Below are 23,738 nucleotides of genomic sequence, written 5' to 3'. Positions count from 1 at the left end.
ATTTATAATTTATGGCGTTTGCCAAAGTACTGTCATATCTTTGGGCAGATCGCTTTCAAAAGTCATCTTTTCTTTAGTAAATGGATGGATAAACGATAGGTTACAACAGTGCAATGCTTGTCTGTCTATTCCATCTCGCTTACCTCCATATAAGGTGTCACCGATTAATGGATGACCTATCGCTGCCATATGCACTCTAATTTGATGAGTCCTCCCCGTTTCAAGCCTCAGCTTTACTAAAGTTTTCTTGGTAGTTCTCTCGACGACCTCATAATTAGTAAGTGCATGCTTCCCATCTTCACGAATTGTTCTTTCAATGATGCTATCAGGATGGCGTCCAATTGGTAAATCAACCATTCCAGACTCTTCTGATAAAAAACCATGAAGAATTGCAGAGTAAGTTCTATTCACATCACCATCTTTTTGTTGTAGCGAAAGTAGATGGTGGGCAAAGCGATGTTTAGCAACTAACAATAATCCCGATGTATCTCGGTCAAGCCTCGTTACAATATGGACTGCATAGCTATATCCATTTTCATTATAGTAATGAATTAGACCATTTGCTAAAGAACTAGTTGGATGTTCCTTTGAAGGAATCGTAGACATGTTTGACTCTTTATTAATAATTAATACATGATCATCTTCATAAACAATGTGTAAAGGAAGACGTTCCGCTAATAATATTTCACTTCTTTTTTCATCAGGAAAGAAAATCGATAATTCATCATTTGTAACTAATGTATGACGGACACTAACTTCTTTCCCGTTTACAGCTATCTGACCACCATTAAACTTTAAGTCAATTAACGCTCTTCTTGAAAGTTCGACTTTCGAACGCAAAAATTCTCTAACGAGCATTCCATCGTACTTTTGCTTAATTTTCCAAGAGAAGGAAATGCTCATTTAATCCTCCGCAACAAAGGCATCACGGACACGTTTCCAAAATGGAAATGGACGGAAACGAGCAAATCGTACTTTTTCCTCTGCTACTCGACATTGAATGGAACTAACATTGTCATGAAAACCTGATAAGTGATCAATTGTAATTTGAAATTCCATCTCTTTTAAAGGTCTTAATAAGCAAGTATGATGTTTCGGTAAAATTAATGGTGACCCAATTGTTCGAAACACTCGGTTATTTATGGATGCCATTTCAGCTATTTGGAATGCTTCTAGCGATGGATGAAGAATTGCCCCACCTAAAGCTTTATTATATGCTGTACTTCCAGAAGGCGTTGACAAACATAGGCCATCTCCTCGGAATGTTTCAAAGCGCTCCCCTTTAATGTTTACGTCCAAGACAAGCGAGCCTTCTACAGCTTTAACTGTACATTCATTCATTGCTAAAAAACGTTCTTCTTTTTTCTCATCACTATAGCGTACAATTACTTCAATTAACGGGTACTCAATATGTTGGATTGGCGTTTTTGCAATATGAATAACTAATTTCTCTACCTCTTCAGGAACCCAATCCGCATAAAAACCTAAATGGCCTGTATGCATCCCAACAAATGCTGTTTCACTTAATCTATGTTGGTAACGGTGAAAAGCGTGAAGTAGCGTTCCATCTCCACCAATTGAAACTACAATATCAGGTGTTTCATCATCATAAGTTAATTCGAAATCTGTTAAATAAGCTTTCATTTTATGCTTTAATGTATCTGATAAACGATCGCCTCTAGATTCAATTGCAAATTTCATATTATCCACCTCAATTAGGAATAGGCGTAAATTTATTTCTTTCGATGAAAGATTTTTTGTGCTTCTTGTATTTCCTCGCGAATATTAGACATTTCCTCATCTAAACGAGCAGAAGCTTCAGCTGCTCTGCGCAAACGAGCATGAATGTTTTCAGGTATTTGTCCACTGTATTTATAATTAATCGAATGTTCAATCGTCGCCCAAAAGTTCATTGCAAGTGTACGCACTTGAATTTCAGCTAACACTTTTACCTGCCCATTGATTGTCTCAACAGGATATGAAATAACGACATGATAAGACCGATAACCACTTACTTTATTCCGTGAAATGTAATCCCGCTCTTCAACGATTTCAAAATCGCTTCTTCCTCTTAGGAGTTCAATTACGGTGTAAATGTCATCAACAAATTGACACATGATACGTAAGCCAGCAAGATCTTGAATTTCGTGATAATTATCGGCATTTAAGCCTTTTTCTTTTGCCTTAATTAGTATACTCGGAATCGGTTTCACTCTACCAGTTACAAACTCAATCGGTGAATGATCCGAAAGGTTATCGAATTGCTCTCGCATTACTTTTAGCTTTACTTTTAATTCTTCTACAACTTGTTGATATGGTGCTAGAAAAAGATCCCAATTCTCCATAATAAATCACCGCCACTACTTTTGAGGTAAAAAGACTTCCGAAAACTTATTAACCATTTCTTCACCATAATTTGCATTATCAGCAATGTTATCTTTTAAGTAAGCAAATTCAGCCGTAATATTTTCTAATTCAATCTTATGTAGTTCATCATTTGTTGTTTGTATATGAAGTTCAATAATTAACTCTTCATCTATCGCTGAAGATAATTTTTCCCAATGGTCATTTCCTATCGCTAAATAAACAAAGTCAGTATCGTTTTCTAGTATGTAAATTAGTGCTAAATGATCTGAGTCAACTAACATACTACCTGTCGCATGTAATTGCTTTGCATCACTAGGAGTTAAAGAATCTTCAATCATTAATTTCAACTTGTTTTCTTCAACGCTAGAATTAATAACGTCTAAGCGCTTTTTCATCATATGTTCCCCCTAAATGTTGTTCGTTACGTTTAGTTTACCATATGTCCCATTGCATTTAAATTGAGAACACTACAGATATCTGTAATAATAAAAGTAATCGCACGGATGGAAGGAGCTCTAAATAATGAGCCAACAGCTTGAAATAGAATTTAAAAACATGCTTACCAATCAAGAGTATTTGCAATTACTACAAGAATTTTCAATAGATACAAATGATATATATACTCAAATAAATTATTACTTAGACACACAAGATTTTTCGTTAATGCAAGCGAAGTCCGCCTTGCGAGTACGCGAAAAGAACGGTTACTATACATTGACATTAAAGCAGCCAGTTAAAGCAGGTGTATTAGAGACTAATCAACGTATATCAATTGAAGAATTTGATGTCATTAAGAAGATTGGCCGAATCCCCAACGGTGCGGTGAATGAAGTGATTAAACAAATTGGCATTGCTACAGATTCTCTCACTTTATTAGGTAATTTGAAAACCAACCGGGTCTCTTTCCCTTATAAAGAAGGAAAATTATTTCTCGACCATAGTATGTATTTAAATAAAGAAGACTTTGAACTTGAATATGAGGTAGAAGACAGAGAAATCGGGAATAGTCTCTTTTTAGCACTATTAAATAGTTATCATATTCCTGTCCGCAATACAGATAATAAAATCATTCGCTTTTTTACAGAGAAGAAGAAACAACAATCGTCAATCTAATTATTTGCCACTCTATTTTAACTATTGCTAAAATAGATATAGATACACAAAGAAAGGGTACTACTTTATGAAAACACCGTTTGAAGAAATTGGTGGAGAGAAAACTGTAAAAGCACTCGTTCACCATTTTTATGAATACGTTGCATTGCATCCAGAGTTAAAGCCAATATTCCCTGATGACCTAACTGAGACAAAAAGAAAGCAAGTGCAATTTTTAACTCAGTTTTTAGGTGGTGAGCCCCTATTCTCAATGGAACATGGCCACCCAATGCTACGCGCAAGACATATGCCTTTTGAAATTACACCTAAACGAGCAAAAGCTTGGTTATCATGTATGGAAGCTGCTCTAAATGATATAGAGTTAGATGAAACGTGGCGTAGTGCAATTTTTCAACGACTTACAACAACTGCTGAACATATGATTAATCAACCAGATAGGCAGTAAGAAAGGGGAGAATAACATTGACGTTACAAAATGATCAAACAAACTGTGACCAAACAGCTGGATATTGTGGTCCTGTTGAGTACACCACGAAAAATGTTACTCCTAACCCAAAAAAGCGAGTAGAAATATACGTATTTATTGACCCCTTATGTCCAGAATGTTGGGGATTAGAGCCTATCTTGAAAAAACTATTAATTGAGTATGGGCAATACTTAACCATTCGTTATGTGTTAAGCGGGAACTTAACGAGTTTAAATAAGCCAATGAAAACGAATGTTACTGATTTAGCTCAAATATGGGAAAAAGCTGCTAGCCGTTCCGGTATGTCTTGTGATGGGGACATATGGAAAGAAGCACCACTTTCATCTTTATTTATGGCTTCAATCGCAATTAAAGCCGCTGAACTTCAAGGGAAAAGACACGGCGTAATGTTTTTAAGAAAGCTCCGTGAATTATTATTTTTACAAAAGCAAAATGTTACAGATGAGGAAGTACTAGCTCAATGTGCTGATGAGGCAGGTCTAGACCGCGAGGAATTTTTAATTGATTTACATTCTAAGTCGGCGCAAAAAGCATTAAAATGTGATGTAGAAATTACGAAGGAAATGGAAGTAGAAGAGAATCCAACATTAGTTTTCTTCAATGAACGTATTGAAGATGAAGGTGTTAAAGTAACTGGCTATTATGATTACAATATTTACGTACAAATATTACAAGAAATGGTTCCTGAAACATTAGTGGCGGCAAAACCACCTACTATACAAGCCTTCATGGAGCGATTCCAATTTGTTGCAACGAAAGAGTTATCGACAGTTTACAATGTTTCCTGTGAGGAAATGGATAAAAAAATGAAGAAATATATGCTAAAGCAAATCGTGGAACTTGTTCCAATGAAACACGGTACGTTTTGGAGATATATAGGCAAAAGCAAATAAATAGTGATTATTATTGCTTACACAAGCATATAGATACTATGGAAGACACCTTTATAAAAGGAGTGGTTCAATGTTTATTTACCTTTTATTATTCGTCGCCATTGTTACTGTATGCTTTATTTTTTATTTGTTAAGCTTGATGCAGCTTATGCCAATATATATTGCTGGACCAGCATTATTTTTAGCAATTCTATTTACTATTCAATTAGGATTACAAGGAAATCGTCCTAGTCGTTCAAAGCAATTTAAAGGTTTTAAAAACTAACAAAGGTCATACCGCAGATGCGGCATGACCTTATTTTTATTCTGCTAATAACTTCTCCATTTCATTTAACGTATCTTCAAATACCGTTAACGCTTGCTTAATCGGTTCAGCAGAAGTCATATCTACTCCAGCTTTCTTTAAAACTTCAATTGGGTAGTCAGAGCTACCAGCTTTTAAGAAGTCAATGTAGCGAGTTACTGCTGGTTCACCTTCTTCTAAGATTTGCTTCGATAATGCCGCAGCAGCGCTGAAGCCAGTCGCATATTGATACACATAATAATTGTAATAGAAGTGTGGAATACGAGACCACTCTAAACCAATTTCTTTATCAATATGGATATCATCTTTACCAAAGTACTTCACATTTAAATCATAGTACGTTTCTGTTAATAAATCTGGCGTTAATGCTTCCCCATTTTGTGCTTTTTCATGAATTAAATGTTCAAACTCAGCAAACATTGTTTGACGGAAAACTGTTCCGCGGAATGCTTCTAAGTAGTGATTTAGAAGGTAGAGCTTTTTCTTTTTATCATCAGTTACTTTCAACAAGTAGTCGTTTAATAATGCTTCATTACATGTTGAAGCAACTTCCGCTACGAAAATAGAGTAATTTCCGTATGGATACGGCTGAGATTTACGTGTGTAATAACTGTGTACGGAATGTCCAAATTCATGTGCTAATGTAAATAAATTATTTACATTATCCTGCCAATTCATTAAGATGTATGGATTTGTGCCATAAGTCCCTGAAGAATATGCTCCACTACGTTTACCAACATTTTCATGAACATCTACCCAACGGTTTTCAAAACCTTCAGCTAAAATTTCATTGTATTCTTTCCCTAACGGCTCAAGTCCCTTTAAAATAAGGTCTTTTGCTTCTTCATAAGACACTTCCATTTTTACATCTTTAATTAATGGCGTATAAAGATCGTACATATGCAATTCATCGACACCTAACATTTTTTTACGAAGTGCAATGTAACGATGTAGTAAGTGTAAATGGTCATTAATCGTTGAAACTAAGTTATCGTAAACCGTTTCAGGAATATTATTTCCACTTAATGCCGCTTCGCGAGCTGAAGAATAATTTCTTACTTTCGCATAAAAGTTATCTTTTTTTACAGTTCCACTTAGCGTACTAGCAAACGTGTTTTTGAATTTATCATACGTACTATAGACTGCTTTAAAGCCATCTTCTCTTACACGACGATCTTCACTTTCTAAAAAGCGAATATAACGACCGTGTGTCACTTCAACTTCTTCCCCATTTTCATCTTTCACAGTCGGGAATTTCATGTCTGCATTGTTTAACATACCAAACGTATTGCTTGAGCTTCCTAATACTTCGCCAGCTTGTGCTAATAACGCTTCTTCAGAAGCAGATAATACGTGTGGACGTTGACGATTAATTTCGTCTAATGATTGTTTATATAGACTAAGCTCTTCATTTTCTTTTAAGAAAGATTGTAGCTTATCTTCTGGAATAGATAATATTTCTGGCACAATATAAGAAAGTGCACTACTCACTTGCGTATAAAGGCTCATAGCTCGATCATTTAACCCTTGATAAAAAGAATTCGTTGTATCTTGGTCATAACGCATATGTGCATATGTATATAACTTTCCTAGTCGATTAGAAATTTCATCTTGTGCTTTTAAGACTTTATAAAGCATTTCTGATGAATCACCAAGTTTACCAGAGAAAGATTCCATTTCTGGAATTAGAGCTTTTACTTCTGTAAATTCTTTTTCCCAAGTTTCATCCGTTGCAAATATATCTTCTAGTCTCCAAGTATCTTCGACTTTTGTTTCCTCTCGTTTCGGTAAAGCTTTTACTTTATTTTCCTGAGACAATTACCGCACCCCCAAAAATTAATTTACATTTAATATCCAATTTACTTAATTCGATAAGAATATTGGATTACCTTTCTATTTTACTAATTTCTTGGAAAGAATTCTAATTATTTGCTTTATTGTTGAATTGATTTATTTTCTTTACAATGCTTTTGTCCTTCCCTATCGCTTCATAGTTTGAGGTTGTTGGTGTAATTTCATTCATAATTATATAAGTGTGTTTCGATTTTTTTCTTAAATAATTTAAATTACAAAGTAATTGTAAATATGCATGTATTGCCTGTGCAAAATACTTGTATTTTCCTGAAATACATGGAAATCTTCTTACTGAAAATTTTTGTACTTTTGCACAATGGGCAAAAGAATTAATAATTTCTCTACTATCAAATGTTGTATATTTTTCTTTTTTATATAGAAATTTCAAGAAAATCCAAGTTTGCCAGTATACTGTTGGTGTTTTAATTAAATAGGTAAAGTTATGAGGCACACCGCAAACTGAAGGAATGTAACATAAGTGCAATCGCTTCTTTTGCAGTTCATTGCGGATAAAATGTGCTGCTTTCTTATTTTCATAATGGCACGATAAACGCCATTTTCTCTTTTCATTAAACCAAGCATCAGAAACCCTCTCCATTTTTATTAAAGGGTGTATAAGTTGTTGTAATGATGTGTGATGCAATTTCATGTTCATATTACCTGCAAATACTTTCCCTTCAGAAAAAGGTGATAACGAATGGAGTAATGTAAATTGCTTATTAGTAGGATTAAAATAAACGACGAATGGTTTTGTGTTGAATTGTACTGTAAGCCAGTCCATCGCTGTTAGCTGGAAATAGTTTTTCTTCCTTTTTAATCTTTTGCTCCCAAGGATCCAAAGAGGTTTGATGTTTCGTTGATTGTACATTTCGGTTCTTTTTATTAAGTGGCTTTCTGGAATGTTTGAACATTGAAACTCAATCGCTACAGGACCGTCTTCCGTTTGAACTAATATGTCAGGACGTTGTTTAATTGAACGAATGTAATATTCTAAATAGACTTGTCGATATTGCTTTTTTAACCATTGATATAATAAAATTTTCCCGTTCAGATGGTACTCCGTTTCCGCTTCTTGCTCTACAAGACAGGAACTATTCTTTTGGTGGGCAAAATGCCATCTCCGTTTATTTCCAGCTTTTAATAGTAAACGCTCTTCGCAGATTGGGCAGTAAAAACTTTTCTTCTTTCCTTTTAATTGTGCTTTTATTTGCTCGTCAACTTCTGCTAATGATAATTGCTTTCCATTTCCTAGTTTGGCAACTAACAGGACAGACCCCCCTTTTCTTGTTAGCTACCCAAAACTAAATTAAATAAAACATAACGACCTCAAAAGGTGGTGCTACTAAATGCACCTACTTTGAGATCGTTCTTACAATCTATCGATTGCTTAGGTCTCTATCAACTTGTTTTAAACGAACTGGCCATTCTCTTTCGTAAAGTCCTCTTTTTTGATACCCTTGGAAAAAGATGAGCACATTGTCGATAATCATCGTTCCATGAATAAATGACTTCATTTTAAATTCGCCTTTAAATTCTTCATAAACTTTCTTTCTTTCCTCGATCGATTCACACACATATAAGTGAAAAACAATCTCATCCTGAATATAGTACGTGACTGATTTTGTATTAGAATATTTTTTCGCAATTATTGATTCTTCTTCAGAACCGTCGTTTACCCAATGTTGGAGGGGGCCAATTCCATGTGTTTCAAATGACTTTAGTATATCTTCCAGGTAAAGGAATCCTTGCTCATCAGCTTCAGTAGTTAAGCTTTCTTCAGATGCTTCCCAAATTTCCAAAATCTCACTAGTATAAGCGTCAATTTTCACTTTCATCTCTAAATAGGGACTCGTCGCTTGATTAAAAGTTATAATCCAATACGCATCTTCAGCAAAATAAGTCGCAAAGGCATTCACTAAATGCTCTGGATTAACTTTTAGTTCACCTTCTACTTTGTTCCACTCATTTTTTTGCGTATTTAATGAGTAATATGTCGTTCCATCCTCGGTTATAACTGCTAATAAAGTCCGGTCTTCAATATTCATCCACTCTATGATTTCTTTTTGATCTTTTGCAAGAACTATCGCTTCTAACTCGTTTACTCCCACTTCAGTGGTAGAAGTTGTTATTGTGATTGGGAATGTAAAAATAGTATTTACTTTTGTGAAGAAACCGACGTTAACCATATATTCTCCAGCTTGTATATTACTAGAGTTACCGTTTTCATACTGCGTTATAAACGTTTCTTGTAATGTTCTAGTTTCACCAGGTTTTAAAATACTGAAATTCACATCATCTGTACAAACTCTATCTTCGGCATGTTTTGCTACTTTCAATAACCGTTTTCCACTTTTGTGCTCAATCGTAATATTTATTCCAGTAGTAGGGCAAGAGGAACTACCTGAGACATACGATATATCACTATTACTAACGTTCGTGACTGTTACGTCTACCTCAATTTCTTCCCCTTCGTTGAAAGTTGTATTATTTAGAATTACCTTATACTCCAACCCATCTTTTTCTTCAATAAAAAGTAATTCATCATCATTTGTTGCAAGTGTTGGGTCTTCTTGCTGTCCGATATTTTCATTTGTCGTTATATATTTAGTGAATAATTGATTAGTTAAGTCCTTCCCTTCTGTTGTGAAAAGAAAGAAAAATAAAGCCATTATCGTGAAAGCTGTAAGCGTACTCCGGGTAATCCATACACGAAAAGAAAGTTTTTTGGCACTACTATTCTCATATAGGCTTTCTAAGTGATTACTAATCTTTTGTTTATTACCATCACTCATCGTCTGTTTTGGTAGTTGTTTAAATAAGTGATCTATCTTCTTATTATCCCAAGCTTTCTTCAAAATGATCGCCTCCATTTTTCGTACTTAATTCCTTTTCTAACGCTTTTAGAGCACGATGTAGTGTAAGATTTACTTTTTCAACCTTCCACCCTAAAACAGCTGCCGTTTCTTCTACATTAAGTTCACTAATCTTTCTTAATAAAATGACATCTCGATATGGCTTTCTCAGTTTCGATATAGCACGTAATAAGCTAGCGTATGTTTCTTTTTCTTCCGAGATTATTTCAGGATTGATTTTTCGTTCATCCTTTATCTCTATCCCCTCAGCAAAAGGTACAAAACGCAATACTTTCTGTTTTCTTATTTCAGTAATTGCCGTATTTCTGGCAATGGAAATTAACCATGTCTTTGGTGAAGAACTTCCTTTATACCCATCAATTCCTTTCATTGCTTTTATAAACACTTCTTGAACTAGATCCTCAACATCTTTTCTACCGGTATAATAGACGAGGTAATGATAGATATCATCACTATAATTTTCAAACCATGAAGAAATCCTCTCCAAATCTTTCTCCCCCTTTATCTGTACTTGGCTATCATGTTCTAACTATTAGACGTATGTAAACTTCAAATCTTTCACTTAACTTAAATTTTTTATAAAAAAAAAGCACTTTGAACAAGTGCTTTAAGTTACAGGTACTTTTATATTAGAATATTTTTAGATTATTTCCTAGATTTTTCTATTTTTACAACAATGGGGATAATAATCTTGCAAGCGATTCGATCAGCCTCATCCAATATGGACGATATGAAAACTTATCCAACTCTAATTTTTGCGAGTTTGTAAGGTCATTTTTGAAATCCTTCACTAATGTTTCTATACTTTCTGTTTTATATAAGAAAGCATTTACTTCAAAGTTTAAATGGAAGCTTCTCATGTCCATATTAGCTGTCCCTATCGATGCAAGTTGATCGTCTACAATAATTATTTTACTATGTAAAAAACCTTTGTTGTATTCGTAAATATTTACCCCCGCTTCGAGAAGTTCAGGAAAATAGGAGCGTGAAGCATAAAAGACAGTACGCTTATCAGGACGAGCTGGAACAATAACATTTACTCTAATTCCACTCAAGGCAGCTATTTTTAAGGCAGAAAAAATGTCATCGTCTGGGATGAAATAAGGGGTACAAATCGATATTGATTTCCTCGCAGAAACAATCATTGCAAAAAACAAGTCTTTTATCGTGTCCCACTCACTATCTGGACCACCTGCAATTAATTGAACACCACCTATTTGTTGATCGTTTTCACTACCTTTTTCAGTATTGTTTCCTTTTATATAGCGTTCCGTTAAATTCATATGGCCAGTCATATAATACCAGTCTTGTAAGAAAATTATCTGCAGTGTACGAACGCCTTCTCCTTTTAACAACAAATGCGTATCACGCCAAAAACCAAAGTTGGCATCTTTTCCTAAATATTCCTTACCTATATTAAGTCCACCTACAAAGCCGATGTACCCATCGATCACTATTATTTTTCGGTGGTTTCTAAAATTAGCTTTATGTGTAATAATCGGAAGCTTTACTGGAGAAAATGCTACCATCTCAACTCCATTAGCCACTAACTCATTCAAATAACTTTGAGATAGTTTCCAAGAACCAACAGCATCATATAAGAAACGAACTTTCACTCCTTCACGTGCTTTTAGAATTAGAGCTTCTTTTAAGCGAATTCCAACTTCATCGTCACGAACAATATAATATTCTAGATGAATATGATCCTTTGCAATTCTAATCGCCTCAAAAATTTCTTCATACGTCTCTTTCCCATTTGTTAAAACGGAAGTATATGTATTAAATGTAACCGGACTTTTTGATAGATTGTTCGCTAAATGGATAACTTTTTTCTCGACGTCATCCAAACCTTTAACTTTTTCATCTGTAATTTTTTTATCACCGACAATCATTGAAAATGCTTCCTCATCGATCATACCCTTTTTGCGGAAAAGTCTTTTCTTTCTGAAGTTCCGCCCAAATAGAAGGTAAAAAAAGAAACCGACAACAGGGAAAACCGCTAAAACGATCAGCCAAGTTAATGTTTTTGCAGGATTTCGATTTTCAAAGAATATGACAATACTAATGAAAAAAGCGGATAAAGAGAATAAAACACTAAAAGAACTAAGCACCCAGTTACCGATATGCCATTCATCTTCAACGAAAAGCATGACTGTTATGATACCTACTGTAAAAATAATTATTTTTATGTAGTTTTTCATCAGGAAAATCAACCCTTACTATAATAAATGTAAAAAAACCGACTTCCAACAGAAATCGGCTTTATATTTATTTTGAGAAATGTCCTTTTAATTCCGATAATGCATCACCAGCAATTAATAACTTTCCATACTCTTGGACGAGATGGATAGTTACAGATGTCTCTACTCCATATTCAAGCATTTGACTTAATATATCATCTTGTAGTTTAGCTGGCATCGTTTCCTGAAAAGTGATATCTAAATAATAAATATTATCCATCACATATAAATTGTTCTCTACTTCCTCACTCTTCACCGAAACTTGTTCACTTAAGGAAAGTACATCTTCGAAATCTTGAAAAGAAAGTAAAAATTGTAACATTTCTTCCTCATCTTCAAGGTCAGATTCCTCATGATCCAAGTCATCATCGTCATCTTGATTACCAAACTGTTTATCAAGCAGCGATTCTATTTTTTCATGAACTGGAACATCTATTTGCTTATCACCATCTAAAGGTACTTCTATTTTCGAACCATCTTCAGAAAGTGTTGCCCTTGTCACGGTCATTTCTAAGCCTTTTTCTAATGCTTGCACTTGTATCCATAACGGACCTTCGACAGTAAATTCTTCTTCTTCATTTACCTCATCCATCATTTCCCAAAAGAGTTCTTCTCCTCTTTCTCTATTTTGCCATATTTCTTCGCGATCAAAGCCACGCTCTTCAATATCACCATAAGAAATATAAAATTTAACTGTATTATCGTTAATGCGTTCTATTTCCATCTCTTCTCGCTCCCTTCCTCATTTTGTATTTGTTACAGAAGAGAATTCGATTACATCTAATTGCATTCATCTGCTACTTGTTCCTATTTTATGATAAAACAAAACAGAATGGAAATAAATGAATTATCTATTTTTTGAAAGAGGCCATTTCTTGACTTGTACTACTATTTAACTTATAATTCGGAAAGCTATAGACACCTTAATTACATAAGGAGGAACTAATCCATTGTTTGAAACAGAATTTTTGATAGCCTTATTTACTATCATTGCGATTGACATCGTCCTCGGTGGAGATAATGCAATCGTTATTGCTTTGGCTAGCCGTAATTTACCTGAAGATCAGCGAAATAAAGCTATTCTATTCGGAACAGGTCTTGCAATTATTGTTCGTATTTTCCTAACTATTATTGCAGTTTACTTATTAATGATCCCTTACTTACGTTTAGTAGGTGGACTATTGTTAATCTACATAGCATATAAGCTTTTAGTAGACCAAGAGGATGAAGCAAACATTAAAGGTGGTACGACGATAGCAGCTGCCATAAAAACAATTGTATTCGCTGATATCGTAATGGCATTTGATAATGTCCTTGCTGTAGCCGGTGCAGCAGATAATAATATTTACTTAGTAATCTTCGGTTTATTATTCTCGGTTCCAATCATTATCTGGGGAAGTAAAATCATTTTATACGGATTAGAACGCTTTCCATTATTAGTATATGCAGGTTCTGCGATTTTAGCTTTCACTGCCGCGAAAATGATTGTCCATGAAGAAAAACTACATTACATATTTGAAAACAGTGTCCTTTCATACTCGTTACAATCGTTAATTATTATCGGTACACTAATAGCTGGGTACTTAGTTAATAAAATGAAAGCTGCCTAACTTCAATTAAAGAGGTATTAAAACAACCGCCTACCAATAAAGGTAGACGGTTGTTTTTTTTATTCATTCGAAATTAATTTGCAAGTCTTTGTGCTTCAAGTAATTGGAATGTACGAACCTTTCTTGGAAGGAAACGACGAATTTCGTCTTCGTTATAACCAACTTGCAAGCGTTTTTCATCGATTAAAATTGGGCGACGAAGTAAACCAGGATTTTTATTGATTAGTTTATACAGCTCTTGAAGCGGCATACTTTCTAAATTTACATTCAACTCTTGAAATGTTTTAGATCGAGTTGAGATTATTTCATCTGTTCCATCCTCAGTCATACGAAGTATTTCTTTCGTTTCCTCAATCGATAGTGGTTCAGAGAAAATGTTACGTTCTTTATAAGAAATATTGTGTTCTTCTAACCATGCTTTAGCCTTACGACATGATGTACAACTAGGAGAAGTATATAAGGTTACCATACAGTTTTCTCACTCCTCATCAAGATTAGATATATATTTTATTTTAATAATTAAATTAAAATAATTTTAATTAAATAACTTATACTCATTATACAATAGATTGTAGTGAATGAATAGGGGATTTCCCACATATGCTAAAAATTGTACAAAATAAATAGGTCTACTACTAAATATGTAGTACTTTTGGTGCATAATCTTTGTATCATTTAGCAATGAATGATACATTTTTCTAGAGGTGAGTAAAATTGAAAAAACTAATTTTCTTATTATTTTTTACTTCTTTTCTAATTAGCTGTAGCTCAAAGGAAATTACTAGCGAAAAAATAGATAAGCAAGTGATTCCTGTTGATGTTATGAAAGTAGAAAAAAAAGAATTGTCCGAAACTATTGAACTTACGGGTCTAGCTACTCCAGGAGTCATTTATCCGATCATTACACAAACCCCGTCACTAGTTGAGACCGTTTCCATTAAGGTCGGCGACAAAGTGTCTAAAGACGACACTTTAATTACGTTAAATAAAGAAGCGGCTCAGGAGCAATATGATTTAGCTAAAAAGTCCGTCATTCAACTAGAGCAACTCGTCAATGCAACAGATTCCTCAAGAGGCGAGCAGGCACTCCAGCAATTTGAACAACTACAACAAGAGCTAAATGAAGCTTTAAAACGTTCCCAAGCATTGCTTGAAGGCTTAGAGACAGGTGCAGTTACCGCATTAGACTTAGCTCAGAGCACGTTAGAAGTTTCGTTAAAACAAGCTCAAGTTGCGCAAGCAGCAGCTCTCTTACAACAAGGTACTGGCGTTTCAATGTATCAATTAGAAGCGCAATTACTGGAAGCAAAACAAAAGCTAAAGCAAGCAGAATTACTATTAGAAAATATGACTATTAAAGCACCAATATCAGGGTACATTTCTGAAGTAAATGTTTTTGAAAACGGTGTTGCACTACCAAACTCACCTTTAGCAATAATCATTCAAATAGATCCTATATATGCAACTTTTCAACTTAATAGTTTTCAAATTTCTAAAGTAGCACAAGGCATGCCAGCAACCGTTTCTTTTGAAGGTGTAAATGAAATGTTCTCTGGCAAAGTCACAACTGTTTCACCTACAGCAGACGTTAGAACGAATGCATTTCAAATTCAAATACCTCTTGCTAACAGTGATAGTTTAATAAAAGGTGGAATGAAAGCGACTGCAAATTTAACTATTGATGAAATCCAACATGCGTTAGTAATTTCTGCCGATGCAATTATTTACGATAATGATGAAACATTTGTATACATCGCAGAAGATAACAAAGCAATAAAACAAAAAGTTACGCTTGGTTTTAGAAGCGGTGACCTTGTTCAAATTTTAGCTGGCTTAACGAATGGTCAGTTAGTCATCACTAATGGCAAGGAAAGACTAACAAACAACGCTTCAATTCAAGTTAGAAATGAGTGATAACCGATGAATTTAGCAAAGTTAGCTGTCGTTCGTCCAATAGCAATGGCCATGGTCATTATTTTCATGTTAATCATCGGTAGTGTTTCTGTAAAAAGCATCCCTATTGACTTATTCCCAGATTTAACATTTCCTGTTGCCGTAGTTGCAGTTACTTATGAAAATGCCGGTCCTGAAGAGATTGAACAACTTGTTACTGCTCCTCTAGAGAACATTTTAGGGACTGTACCTAATGTTGAAAGCATATCATCCATCTCAAGAACGGGAGGCTCTTTAATCATAGTTTCCTACAATTGGGGAACGGATATGGACTTTGCTGCTTTAAAAATGCGCGAAAAACTTGATTCTGTGCGAGACTTTCTCCCACAAGGAGTTGCTGCTCCTAGAGTTCTTCGTTTTGATCCGAGTGATTTTCCAATCGTTCAACTCGCTCTTAGCACAGAAAACGGAAATGTTGAAGAAGCCAAAAAAATTGCTGAATATGATATAAAGCCGTTGCTCGATTCTGTCGAAGGTGTGGCTTCCATATCAGTGGAAGGTGGAGTGGAAAGGGAAATTCAACTAAGCTATAACCCAAGCACTCTTGCTTCGTATGGAATTACAGTTCAACAATTGAAACAAATTATTCAAAGCGAAAACATAACTGTCCCTGGCGGCATTATTGAAGATGCTGGTAGTACGTTTCCTGTAAGGATTATTGGTACGTTTCAATCGTTAAATGATATCAAAACATTACCTATTCCTACTGCATCTGGTACAGTCCCGTTAGAAAAAATTGTTGTTGTTAAAGAAACATTATCTTCTGGAAGTCAAAAAAGTTTTCTTAATGGTGTTCCTAGTGTTGGATTGTCAATCTTAAAACAATCTGAGGCCAACACTGTTCAAGTTAGTAATCGAATTGCAGAAAAACTAGAGCTTCTTAATAAACAGTTACCCGAAGGCGTAGAAATTAAAACCATTTTTGATCAAAGTATGTTCATTAAAAAGTCTATCTCTGCTGTTACTTGGAACATGATCATTGGTAGCATTCTAGCTGGTGCAATTTTATATTTATTTTTAAGAGACTGGCGGAGTACGTTTATTATTGGGCTGTCGATACCTGTTTCCATCTTAACGACATTTATTTTCATGTATTTTTATGGATTAACGATTAACCTACTAACTCTAGGTGGTTTAGCCTTAGGAATTGGTATGATGGTCGATAATTCCATAGTAATTTTAGAAAATATATTCCGATTAAGACAACAAGGTAAACCATTAAAAGAGGCAGCAATTCAAGGTACGAAAGAGGTTGGGCCTGCAATTATAGCCTCAACAATTACGACAGTAGTTGTTTTTCTACCAATCGTATTTGTCGATGGTTTAGCCGCGCAACTCTTTAAACCTTTAGCTTTAGTTATTTCTTTTTCACTGATAGCTTCTTTATTTACAGCACTAATAATTGTGCCGCTCCTTTCCTCTCTATTAATTAAGACGACGACAAAGGAGTCTAAGTTTCAACTTTATTTTAATAAACTACTTAAAGTTTACAGTTTATTACTGAGACTCTCTTTAAAAAACACGAAGAAAACAATTATTATTACTACAACTTTACTAGTAATAACATTAAGTTTAACACCATTTATTGGCAGAGAGTTTTTACCTGCACAAGATCAAAGTTTTATGAATTTAGTACTCAAACTTCCAGCAGGTTCATCTCTTTCGGAAACTTTGGAAGTAACTGAAGAAGTACAATTACTCTTAGACAACATGCCTGAAATTGAATTGGCTTATGCTACTGTAGGAGGATCTAATAACTTCTCCGTACGAGCTGGTTCAGAAACGAATCGCGCAAACTTCAGCATCTTGTTAAAACCTATTAATGAACGAAACATGTCAGATATAGAAATTGGTGAATACTTACGCAAGGAAACTGCAAAAATTCCAAATTTAGAAGTGGAAATATCAGCTGGTGATTCTAACTTCTCTGGTGATCCAATTTCAATAAAACTTGTTGGTAGTGACTTACCAACAATGAAAATAATATCTGAAGAAGCTATAAAAGTAATTTCTTCAATTGAAGGAGTTAGAGAAGTACGCTCTTCATTTGATGATGGAGCACCACAAATATCTGTTTCAATTGATCGTGACAAAGCTGCTCAATATGGAATTGGAACAGGACAAATTGCACAAATCATTAATGAAGCTACAAATGGAATTGCGGTTAGTAAGCTTGCTAGAAATGGTAATGAGTTAAATATTATTCTTACGCTTGAAAACACTGAAACAATGACTATCGATGATGTTGAAGATTTATTAATCTCCTCACCATTAGGCATAACTGTACCGATCCATGCAGTAGCTACAATTAAGCAAGAAAAGGGCCCTGTTCAAATAACACGAACGGATCGTTTAAGACAAATTACAATTACTGGACAGCTTTTAAATCGAGACTTAGGTTCGGTGATGGAAGAGATTGAGGAAGGCTTAACTAGCAAAGTGAAACCACTTCTCCCAAGCGGATATAAATTATCTTTTGGCGGACAAGACGAGCAAATGAACGACGCTTTCTTTAAATTATCAATGGCATTGCTACTTGCAGTTGTTCTAGTTTATATGGTGATGGCTGGTCAGTTTGAATCATTTAAGTTTCCATTTATTATTATGTTTTCTGTGCCTTTAACTATAATCGGTATCATTATTGGTCAATTTATTACGTTTACACCATTTAGTGTTGGCTCTTTAATTGGTGTGTTAATTTTAACTGGTGTTGTAGTGAACAATGCCATCGTTTTGGTTGATTCTATTAATGAAGAAAGAAAAAGTGGTGCTTCCAGCATTGAAGCAATTCTTACTGCAAGTCCAAAACGATTGCGACCAATTTTAATGACAGCTTTAACTACAATACTAGGTTTAATTCCTCTTTCATTAGGGTTTGGAGAAGGAACAGAAATACAACAACCAATGGCTATCGTCATTATTTTTGGATTAGGATTTGCTACATTCATTACTCTAATTTTCATTCCGGTTGTTTATCATCTATTTGCTTCAAAAAAAGAAGGAAATGGGGGCGCTACCGATGAAGATATTCAAACTAGTTACCGTTAACCTGCTCATTCTTTGTTTATTTCTTTCCAATGAAAAAGTCTCTTTTTCTGAACCACAAATAAAGTACATTGCAATCGGTGATTCACTAACTGCTGGATTAGGTGCTTCAGAAGTCAATTACTTGCGAATCGGTGCTTTTGTACCTTCCTTTGTAAAATATTTAAGAGAAGAAAAGGGGTTTTCTGTCGACGTAGAAAACCACGGAATACCTGGATTAACTAGTGCCGGATTTTTAGCGAATATTCATAATTCCAAAGGGCTTCAGGAAAAAATAGCTATGAGTAATCTTATCACTGTAACGATTGGTGGAAATGATTTTTTACAATTAATAAGGTCCGATCAAACTACATTAGCTAACGCTAAACAAAGGCTCGTGGATTTGGAAAAAGAATTAAACAACATCCACGCGCTCTTACGAAGTATAAATAGTACTTGCGAGATCTACTACATTGGATTGTATAATCCTTACCCTGAAAATCATACGTATTATGATATAGCTGAAACAATTGTTCCTTTGTATAATGATCTGTTATCTACAGTTACTAAAGAAAGTAATTCACACTTATTAAACCCATATGATGTCTTTTTAAACAATGCAAAAGCGTTAACTCATATTTCAAAAGATGACATTCACCCGAATGATCTTGGGTATCAAAAAATTACTGCCAAATTAATCCAGACGTATAGCTCAACAGAATAACATATACTCTCTTATATATTCTGTATATTGAACAACTTACTGAAGAGGAAATTAAAAAGGCAATTGGATTCTTTAAATCCGATTGCCTTTTGCATATTATTTGGAGTCGATATCTTCAAGAATATCTTCTTTATCCTCTTCATCAAAAGATAATACATCCTCAACATCTTGGTAAGATTCTCCATAAAGCTGCTTATCTTTGTATGTATGAATTTCTTCATACGTCTTTTTCATTTTTTCAAAAATACTTTCTTCTGATTCTTGTTCTGGAGACCAGTATAAAATTTCCATTTCATTGATTTCTTTTGTAGCTAAAGATCTTCTAGCATACCCAATTGCTTGTGCGTGTTCAAATCCTTCTCGTTTATAAAATTTCAGACGCTTTTCAGTATCTGTATCTTTATAGTTAACAGGTTCAACCTCTAAAATTATCGGTTTTCCTTTTTCTTTAAGCTTATTAATTAATTTGTGTCCTAATCCTTGCCCTCTTGCTTTTGAGGAAACAAATAAATAATCAATAAAAATAAAATCTTTTAATTCAACATACATGAGGACATGATATTCACCTTCATCCTTATGATAAATATCACCTTTTTCAGAAAGTAACAGCTCCATATGTTCTTTTGATTTCATTTCCTCAACAGGAAAATATTGATTCAGTTTTTCATACCAATGCATCGAGTCACCTCTCAAATTTTTCATTCCTTTACAATTATAACATATGCACATATTCTTGCTCTTTTTCACTACTTTTGTTCGTTTATATCTTTTTACTTCTATTATGTGATAAAATTTATTAAAATAAAGATTAGGATAAATATTTTGGAGGTTACGAAATGATTTCGTACTTTATTGAATTTACTTTTCTTGCCTTACTAATTATTGGCTTAACTGCTTTCTTAGGACCAATTACGAATGGAATAGGCGAGAAGCTATTCTCAAGAAGAAAAGATGTAAACTACTTTGTAAAGCAGTCTGCAAAAACACAAACTGGCTGGCGTCCAGTCGGAGGACGAAAAAAATAATTTAACTTTAAAGAAAAAACACTGCCCATTTTTGAGCAGTGTTTTTTTTATTGATTATTTAATCTAGAGGAGTATAGTCTACACCTTCTGTATAAGTGTTGCCAGCATCCCAAAGTAAAAATTCAAATATTCCTTGTTCATTTAAAGCGCGAATTTGTGCTTCGACTTCTTCTTTTCCATAAACTAAATAATTTCCAGCTCCTAAATAGCTAGCTGTAAAGTCTTGTATCCATGGTCTAGATGTTGGAGGAGTCTCAAGCTCAGCAAGTCGTGCATTTTCAACTTTTGCATATTCCAAAACTAATTTGTATGGTTCTAAATCAGGTTTCGCTATCCCAAAATATGAAGTCCAATGACTTGGATAAATCATTGATGAAATAACGTCTACTTCCTCAGAAATTTTCGAAAAGTTTTGTCCAATTCCTGGTGCTTCTGGGATTGTTGCAGAATAACCAAAGATATCAACGGATACGTCAACATCATAATACTCAAGTTTTTTCTTTGCATAAGCTACAAAGTCCGTAACTGCTTGAACTCGTTTCTGAACATTATCCATATCTAAGTTTTCATAGTCACCCATGCTATACTCTAAAATCTCATCGCGCCATTCAAACCCTTCAGGGAAACGAACATAATCAAATTGTATTTCTCTAAAGCCTAATTTAGCTGCTTCAATAGCGATTCCAACATTGTAATCCCAAACTTCTTTAATAAATGGATTTACAAATGCTTCACTACGTCTGTTCTTCCAAACTTCACCGTTTTCTTTGTAAGAGTATTCTGGTTTGTTTTTAGCCAATACAGTATCTTTAAACACTACAATACGAGCAATAGGATATATTTCCTTCTCTTTTAAAACTTGAAGCATTTCCCTGACATCTTTAATGTAATTTTGGCTAATATCGTAATATGGAGAGCTTTCATCAGGTTTGTAAGTTAAATTACCCCAGTCATCTTTAATATCGATAACCATTGCATTCAAATCAGTTGTATCAATTAACTTTAATAAATCTTGAAACCTTGCTCCACCAGCAGAGTGACTCGTTACATAAACTCCACGAACTGCATCTGGATAAGTGAATTCTATTCCAGAATCATACTTAAACCTTGGCTTTTCATTTACTTGGGCCTTAACTTGTAAGGCAATTTGCTTCTCGTCATGCAAGTTCACTGTTACAGTTTTCTTTTCTTCTTCCTCTGCTTTTACAGAGAAACTTGTCCATGAAAAAATTAACGTTAACATCATACTAATTTGTAATAATTTTTTTCCCATTTTCCCCACTCCAGTTTTATATATGTGTCTTCCTTTATTATAAATGACATTTAGAAAAACCGTTAACATTTTTCATCAAACTTTTGTCCTTATTTTAAGTTTTTATCAAAATCAATGTTAATAAACGTAACTAAATTTCCCACATTAGCAGAAACTAGGTATAATAAATGGTGGAATCCTATAGTTAAGAGGTGTATTATGCATACAAATTTACGATCGTTTCTAACTGAATTAAAAAAAGAAAAAGACTTGATAGAAATTAATGCTGAGGTTGATCCTTATTTAGAAATTGCTGAGATTCACCGTCGTGTCATTGATGAAGGTGGTCCTGCACTTCTCTTTACCAATGTGAAAGGCAGTAATACTCCAGTTGTTACAAATATGTTTGGAACTGCTAAACGTATGGAAATTGCATTTGGTTCGCAACCTAAAAAATTAATGAAAGAACTTGTTGAATCAATTGATGATCTCATGCCACCTAAATTAAGTACGCTTTATGACAAGCGGAACATGTTTCGAGATCTAATTAAAGTTGGCATGAAAACAGTAGCTCCAAAAAATGCGCCTATAATGGAGTCATATACAAACAATGTTGATTTAACACAATTACCAGCATTAACTGGGTACCATTTAGATAGTAACCCATTTGTCACGCTTCCTCTTGTTTACACCGAACATCCTGAAAAAAAAGAACATAACTTAGGAATGTATCGAATTGAAGTAAAAGAGAAAGCGAAAACTGGCATGCATTGGCAAATACATAAAGGTGGGGGCTTTCACCACTTTGAAGCTGAACAAAGAAATCAAGCGTTACCAACAACTTTATTTATCGGAGGTCCACCAGCATTAATGATTGCTGCTATTTCACCATTACCTGAAGCAGTTCCAGAACTATTATTTGCTTCCTTCTTAATGGGTAAAAAACTTAATGTTGTTAACGTGAAAGATTATCCACACCCACTTATTGCAGAAGCTGAGTACGCAATAGGAGGAATTGTACCTCCCCATATTCGAGAGCCAGAAGGACCATTTGGTGACCATTATGGTTATTATTCATGGGAGCATGATTTCCCTGTATTCGATGTAAAACATATGTGGAAACGAAAAGATGCAATATATCCAGCAACTGTCGTAGGAAAACCGAAACAAGAGGATGCTTATATTGCAGATTTCTTACAAGAAATGTTTAGCCCTTTATACCCTGTCGTTATGAATGGCGTCAAAAATTTATGGTCTTACTGGGAAAGTGGACAGCATGCTTTAGCAAGTGCAGTTGTCCGTGAATCATACTATAAGGAAGCTTTCGCACATGCCTTAAGAATTATGGGCGAAGGGCAATTAACATTAACAAAGTTTTTAATTGTGACTGATCAGCATGTCCATCTTGAAAATTTCAAAGAACTATTTGAAGCAGTTTTAGAACGCTTCCAACCTGCACGTGATATCCACATTATGACAGATACATCAATGGATACGTTAGATTACACTGGTAGAAAGTTTAATATTGGTAGTAAAGCTATTATGACTGGTGTAGGTGAAAAAGTTCGCGATTTAACGTTTGAGTACAGAGGAGGGGAAATTCCACAAGCAAAAAATATAAAACCTTATTGTGGCGGATGTCTCTGCATCCAAGGTCCGTCATTTAGTGAAGCTGAAAACTATGGTCAAATTTTAGTCGATCATGCCCAAGAGCAACTTAAAGATTGGCAAGTTGTATTTATCGTTGATGATGCTGAGGTTGCTTCTTCTCAAACAAGTTTCTTATGGTCTACATTTACTCGATTTGATCCTGCATTTGATTTATATGCACAAGCGACAATTGTCCGTAATACTATTCAATATAATGGTCCTATTATTATTGATGCGAGAATGAAACCTTTTTACCCAGACGTTGTTGAACCGAGAAAAGATATTGCAGAAAAAGTATCTAAGCGTTGGAAGGAGTATTTCTAAGGAGTAGTCATCATTACTAGTAATGAAATAATTCCAAATAAAGAA

23 protein-coding genes are annotated in these 23,738 nt (G+C 34.5%); 10 read left to right on the top strand and 13 right to left on the bottom strand.

What is annotated here, in order from left to right:
- Positions 1–9: 9 nt before the first annotated feature.
- From CIB95_RS01545 to CIB95_RS01530, 4 genes are read right to left on the bottom strand one after another with little or no spacing between them, the layout of a single operon-like run.
- Positions 10–903 (bottom strand): RluA family pseudouridine synthase, encoded by an 894-nt coding sequence (locus tag CIB95_RS01545; protein ID WP_094920908.1) that lies wholly within the window; start codon positions 901–903, stop codon positions 10–12.
- A complete protein-coding gene (locus tag CIB95_RS01540) occupies positions 904–1,701 on the bottom strand; it encodes an NAD kinase (protein WP_094920905.1) in 798 nt (265 codons plus the stop codon). It abuts the gene before it with no gap.
- 32 nt (positions 1,702–1,733) lie between these two features.
- A complete protein-coding gene (locus CIB95_RS01535; RefSeq protein ID WP_269844956.1) occupies positions 1,734–2,348 on the bottom strand; it encodes a GTP pyrophosphokinase in 615 nt (204 codons plus the stop codon).
- A gap of 12 nt (positions 2,349–2,360) precedes the next feature.
- Positions 2,361–2,765 (bottom strand): UPF0738 family protein, encoded by a 405-nt coding sequence (locus CIB95_RS01530; RefSeq protein WP_142296447.1) that lies wholly within the window; start codon positions 2,763–2,765, stop codon positions 2,361–2,363.
- A 124-nt stretch (positions 2,766–2,889) separates the two neighbouring features.
- Here CIB95_RS01530 and CIB95_RS01525 point away from each other — a divergent pair, with 124 nt between their 5' ends.
- From CIB95_RS01525 to CIB95_RS16010, 4 genes are all read left to right on the top strand, one after another.
- Positions 2,890–3,480 (top strand): CYTH domain-containing protein, encoded by a 591-nt coding sequence (locus CIB95_RS01525; RefSeq protein ID WP_094920897.1) that lies wholly within the window; start codon positions 2,890–2,892, stop codon positions 3,478–3,480.
- A gap of 67 nt (positions 3,481–3,547) precedes the next feature.
- Positions 3,548–3,925 carry a globin domain-containing protein gene (locus tag CIB95_RS01520; protein ID WP_094920894.1) on the top strand — a complete coding sequence of 126 codons (378 nt, stop codon included), beginning with the start codon at positions 3,548–3,550 and terminating at the stop codon, positions 3,923–3,925.
- A gap of 17 nt (positions 3,926–3,942) precedes the next feature.
- Positions 3,943–4,860, top strand: a complete 918-nt coding sequence (locus CIB95_RS01515) for a ClpXP adapter SpxH family protein (protein WP_094920891.1) — start codon at positions 3,943–3,945, stop codon at positions 4,858–4,860.
- A 70-nt stretch (positions 4,861–4,930) separates the two neighbouring features.
- Positions 4,931–5,125: a hypothetical protein gene (locus CIB95_RS16010; RefSeq protein WP_142296446.1), complete on the top strand. Its 195-nt coding sequence runs from the start codon at positions 4,931–4,933 to the stop codon at positions 5,123–5,125.
- 36 nt (positions 5,126–5,161) lie between these two features.
- Here CIB95_RS16010 and pepF read toward each other — a convergent pair whose 3' ends face one another.
- From pepF to mecA, 6 genes are all read right to left on the bottom strand, one after another.
- Positions 5,162–6,982 (bottom strand): oligoendopeptidase F, encoded by a 1,821-nt coding sequence (gene pepF / locus CIB95_RS01505; protein ID WP_094920888.1) that lies wholly within the window; start codon positions 6,980–6,982, stop codon positions 5,162–5,164.
- A gap of 103 nt (positions 6,983–7,085) precedes the next feature.
- Positions 7,086–8,225, bottom strand: a complete 1,140-nt coding sequence (locus tag CIB95_RS01500; protein ID WP_233143889.1) for a competence protein CoiA — start codon at positions 8,223–8,225, stop codon at positions 7,086–7,088.
- Between the two features lie 169 nt (positions 8,226–8,394).
- Positions 8,395–9,873, bottom strand: a complete 1,479-nt coding sequence (locus CIB95_RS01495; RefSeq protein WP_094920882.1) for a COG1470 family protein — start codon at positions 9,871–9,873, stop codon at positions 8,395–8,397.
- A complete protein-coding gene (locus CIB95_RS01490; protein WP_094920880.1) occupies positions 9,854–10,378 on the bottom strand; it encodes an RNA polymerase sigma factor in 525 nt (174 codons plus the stop codon). The genes CIB95_RS01495 and CIB95_RS01490 overlap by 20 nt, the downstream gene beginning before the upstream one ends.
- Positions 10,379–10,559: 181 nt before the next feature.
- The gene (gene cls, locus CIB95_RS01485) at positions 10,560–12,092 is read right to left on the bottom strand and encodes a cardiolipin synthase (protein WP_094920877.1); all 1,533 of its coding nucleotides are present in this window, start codon (positions 12,090–12,092) and stop codon (positions 10,560–10,562) included.
- A gap of 67 nt (positions 12,093–12,159) precedes the next feature.
- Positions 12,160–12,855, bottom strand: coding sequence for an adaptor protein MecA (gene mecA / locus CIB95_RS01480; protein WP_094920875.1), 696 nt, complete (start codon positions 12,853–12,855; stop codon positions 12,160–12,162).
- A 226-nt stretch (positions 12,856–13,081) separates the two neighbouring features.
- Here mecA and CIB95_RS01475 point away from each other — a divergent pair, with 226 nt between their 5' ends.
- The gene (locus CIB95_RS01475) at positions 13,082–13,741 is read left to right on the top strand and encodes a TerC family protein (protein ID WP_198949143.1); all 660 of its coding nucleotides are present in this window, start codon (positions 13,082–13,084) and stop codon (positions 13,739–13,741) included.
- A 73-nt stretch (positions 13,742–13,814) separates the two neighbouring features.
- Here CIB95_RS01475 and spxA read toward each other — a convergent pair whose 3' ends face one another.
- On the bottom strand, positions 13,815–14,210 hold the full coding sequence (gene spxA / locus CIB95_RS01470) for a transcriptional regulator SpxA (protein ID WP_094920873.1): 396 nt from the start codon (positions 14,208–14,210) through the stop codon (positions 13,815–13,817).
- A gap of 245 nt (positions 14,211–14,455) precedes the next feature.
- On the opposite strand from spxA, the gene CIB95_RS01465 reads away from it, so the two are divergent.
- The 3 genes from CIB95_RS01465 to CIB95_RS01455 are packed head-to-tail and all read left to right on the top strand — an operon-like array spanning position 14,456 to position 19,442.
- Positions 14,456–15,655, top strand: coding sequence for an efflux RND transporter periplasmic adaptor subunit (locus CIB95_RS01465; protein ID WP_094920871.1), 1,200 nt, complete (start codon positions 14,456–14,458; stop codon positions 15,653–15,655).
- Positions 15,656–15,661: 6 nt separating this feature from the next.
- Complete coding sequence (locus CIB95_RS01460; RefSeq protein ID WP_094920868.1) at positions 15,662–18,742, top strand: efflux RND transporter permease subunit; 3,081 nt, start codon at positions 15,662–15,664, stop codon at positions 18,740–18,742.
- Positions 18,714–19,442 (top strand): GDSL-type esterase/lipase family protein, encoded by a 729-nt coding sequence (locus CIB95_RS01455; RefSeq protein ID WP_158217540.1) that lies wholly within the window; start codon positions 18,714–18,716, stop codon positions 19,440–19,442. Before CIB95_RS01460 ends, CIB95_RS01455 begins: the two co-directional genes overlap by 29 nt.
- Before the next feature lie 96 nt (positions 19,443–19,538).
- On the opposite strand, the gene CIB95_RS01450 is transcribed toward CIB95_RS01455, so the two are convergent.
- Complete coding sequence (locus CIB95_RS01450; RefSeq protein WP_094920862.1) at positions 19,539–20,120, bottom strand: GNAT family N-acetyltransferase; 582 nt, start codon at positions 20,118–20,120, stop codon at positions 19,539–19,541.
- Between the two features lie 158 nt (positions 20,121–20,278).
- Here CIB95_RS01450 and CIB95_RS01445 point away from each other — a divergent pair, with 158 nt between their 5' ends.
- Positions 20,279–20,467 (top strand): hypothetical protein, encoded by a 189-nt coding sequence (locus CIB95_RS01445; protein WP_094920860.1) that lies wholly within the window; start codon positions 20,279–20,281, stop codon positions 20,465–20,467.
- Positions 20,468–20,525: 58 nt separating this feature from the next.
- Here CIB95_RS01445 and CIB95_RS01440 read toward each other — a convergent pair whose 3' ends face one another.
- On the bottom strand, positions 20,526–21,740 hold the full coding sequence (locus tag CIB95_RS01440) for a putative glycoside hydrolase (protein WP_094920858.1): 1,215 nt from the start codon (positions 21,738–21,740) through the stop codon (positions 20,526–20,528).
- Between the two features lie 198 nt (positions 21,741–21,938).
- On the opposite strand from CIB95_RS01440, the gene CIB95_RS01435 reads away from it, so the two are divergent.
- Positions 21,939–23,693 (top strand): UbiD family decarboxylase, encoded by a 1,755-nt coding sequence (locus tag CIB95_RS01435; protein WP_094920856.1) that lies wholly within the window; start codon positions 21,939–21,941, stop codon positions 23,691–23,693.
- Positions 23,694–23,738: the final 45 nt, after the last annotated feature.

The sequence above is a fragment of the Lottiidibacillus patelloidae genome, assembly GCF_002262935.1.
GTDB classification, from domain to species: Bacteria; Bacillota; Bacilli; order Bacillales; family SA5d-4; genus Lottiidibacillus; species Lottiidibacillus patelloidae.
The sequence above is the reverse complement of the archived record's forward strand: the minus strand, read 5'-3'. Positions and strand labels throughout refer to the sequence as shown.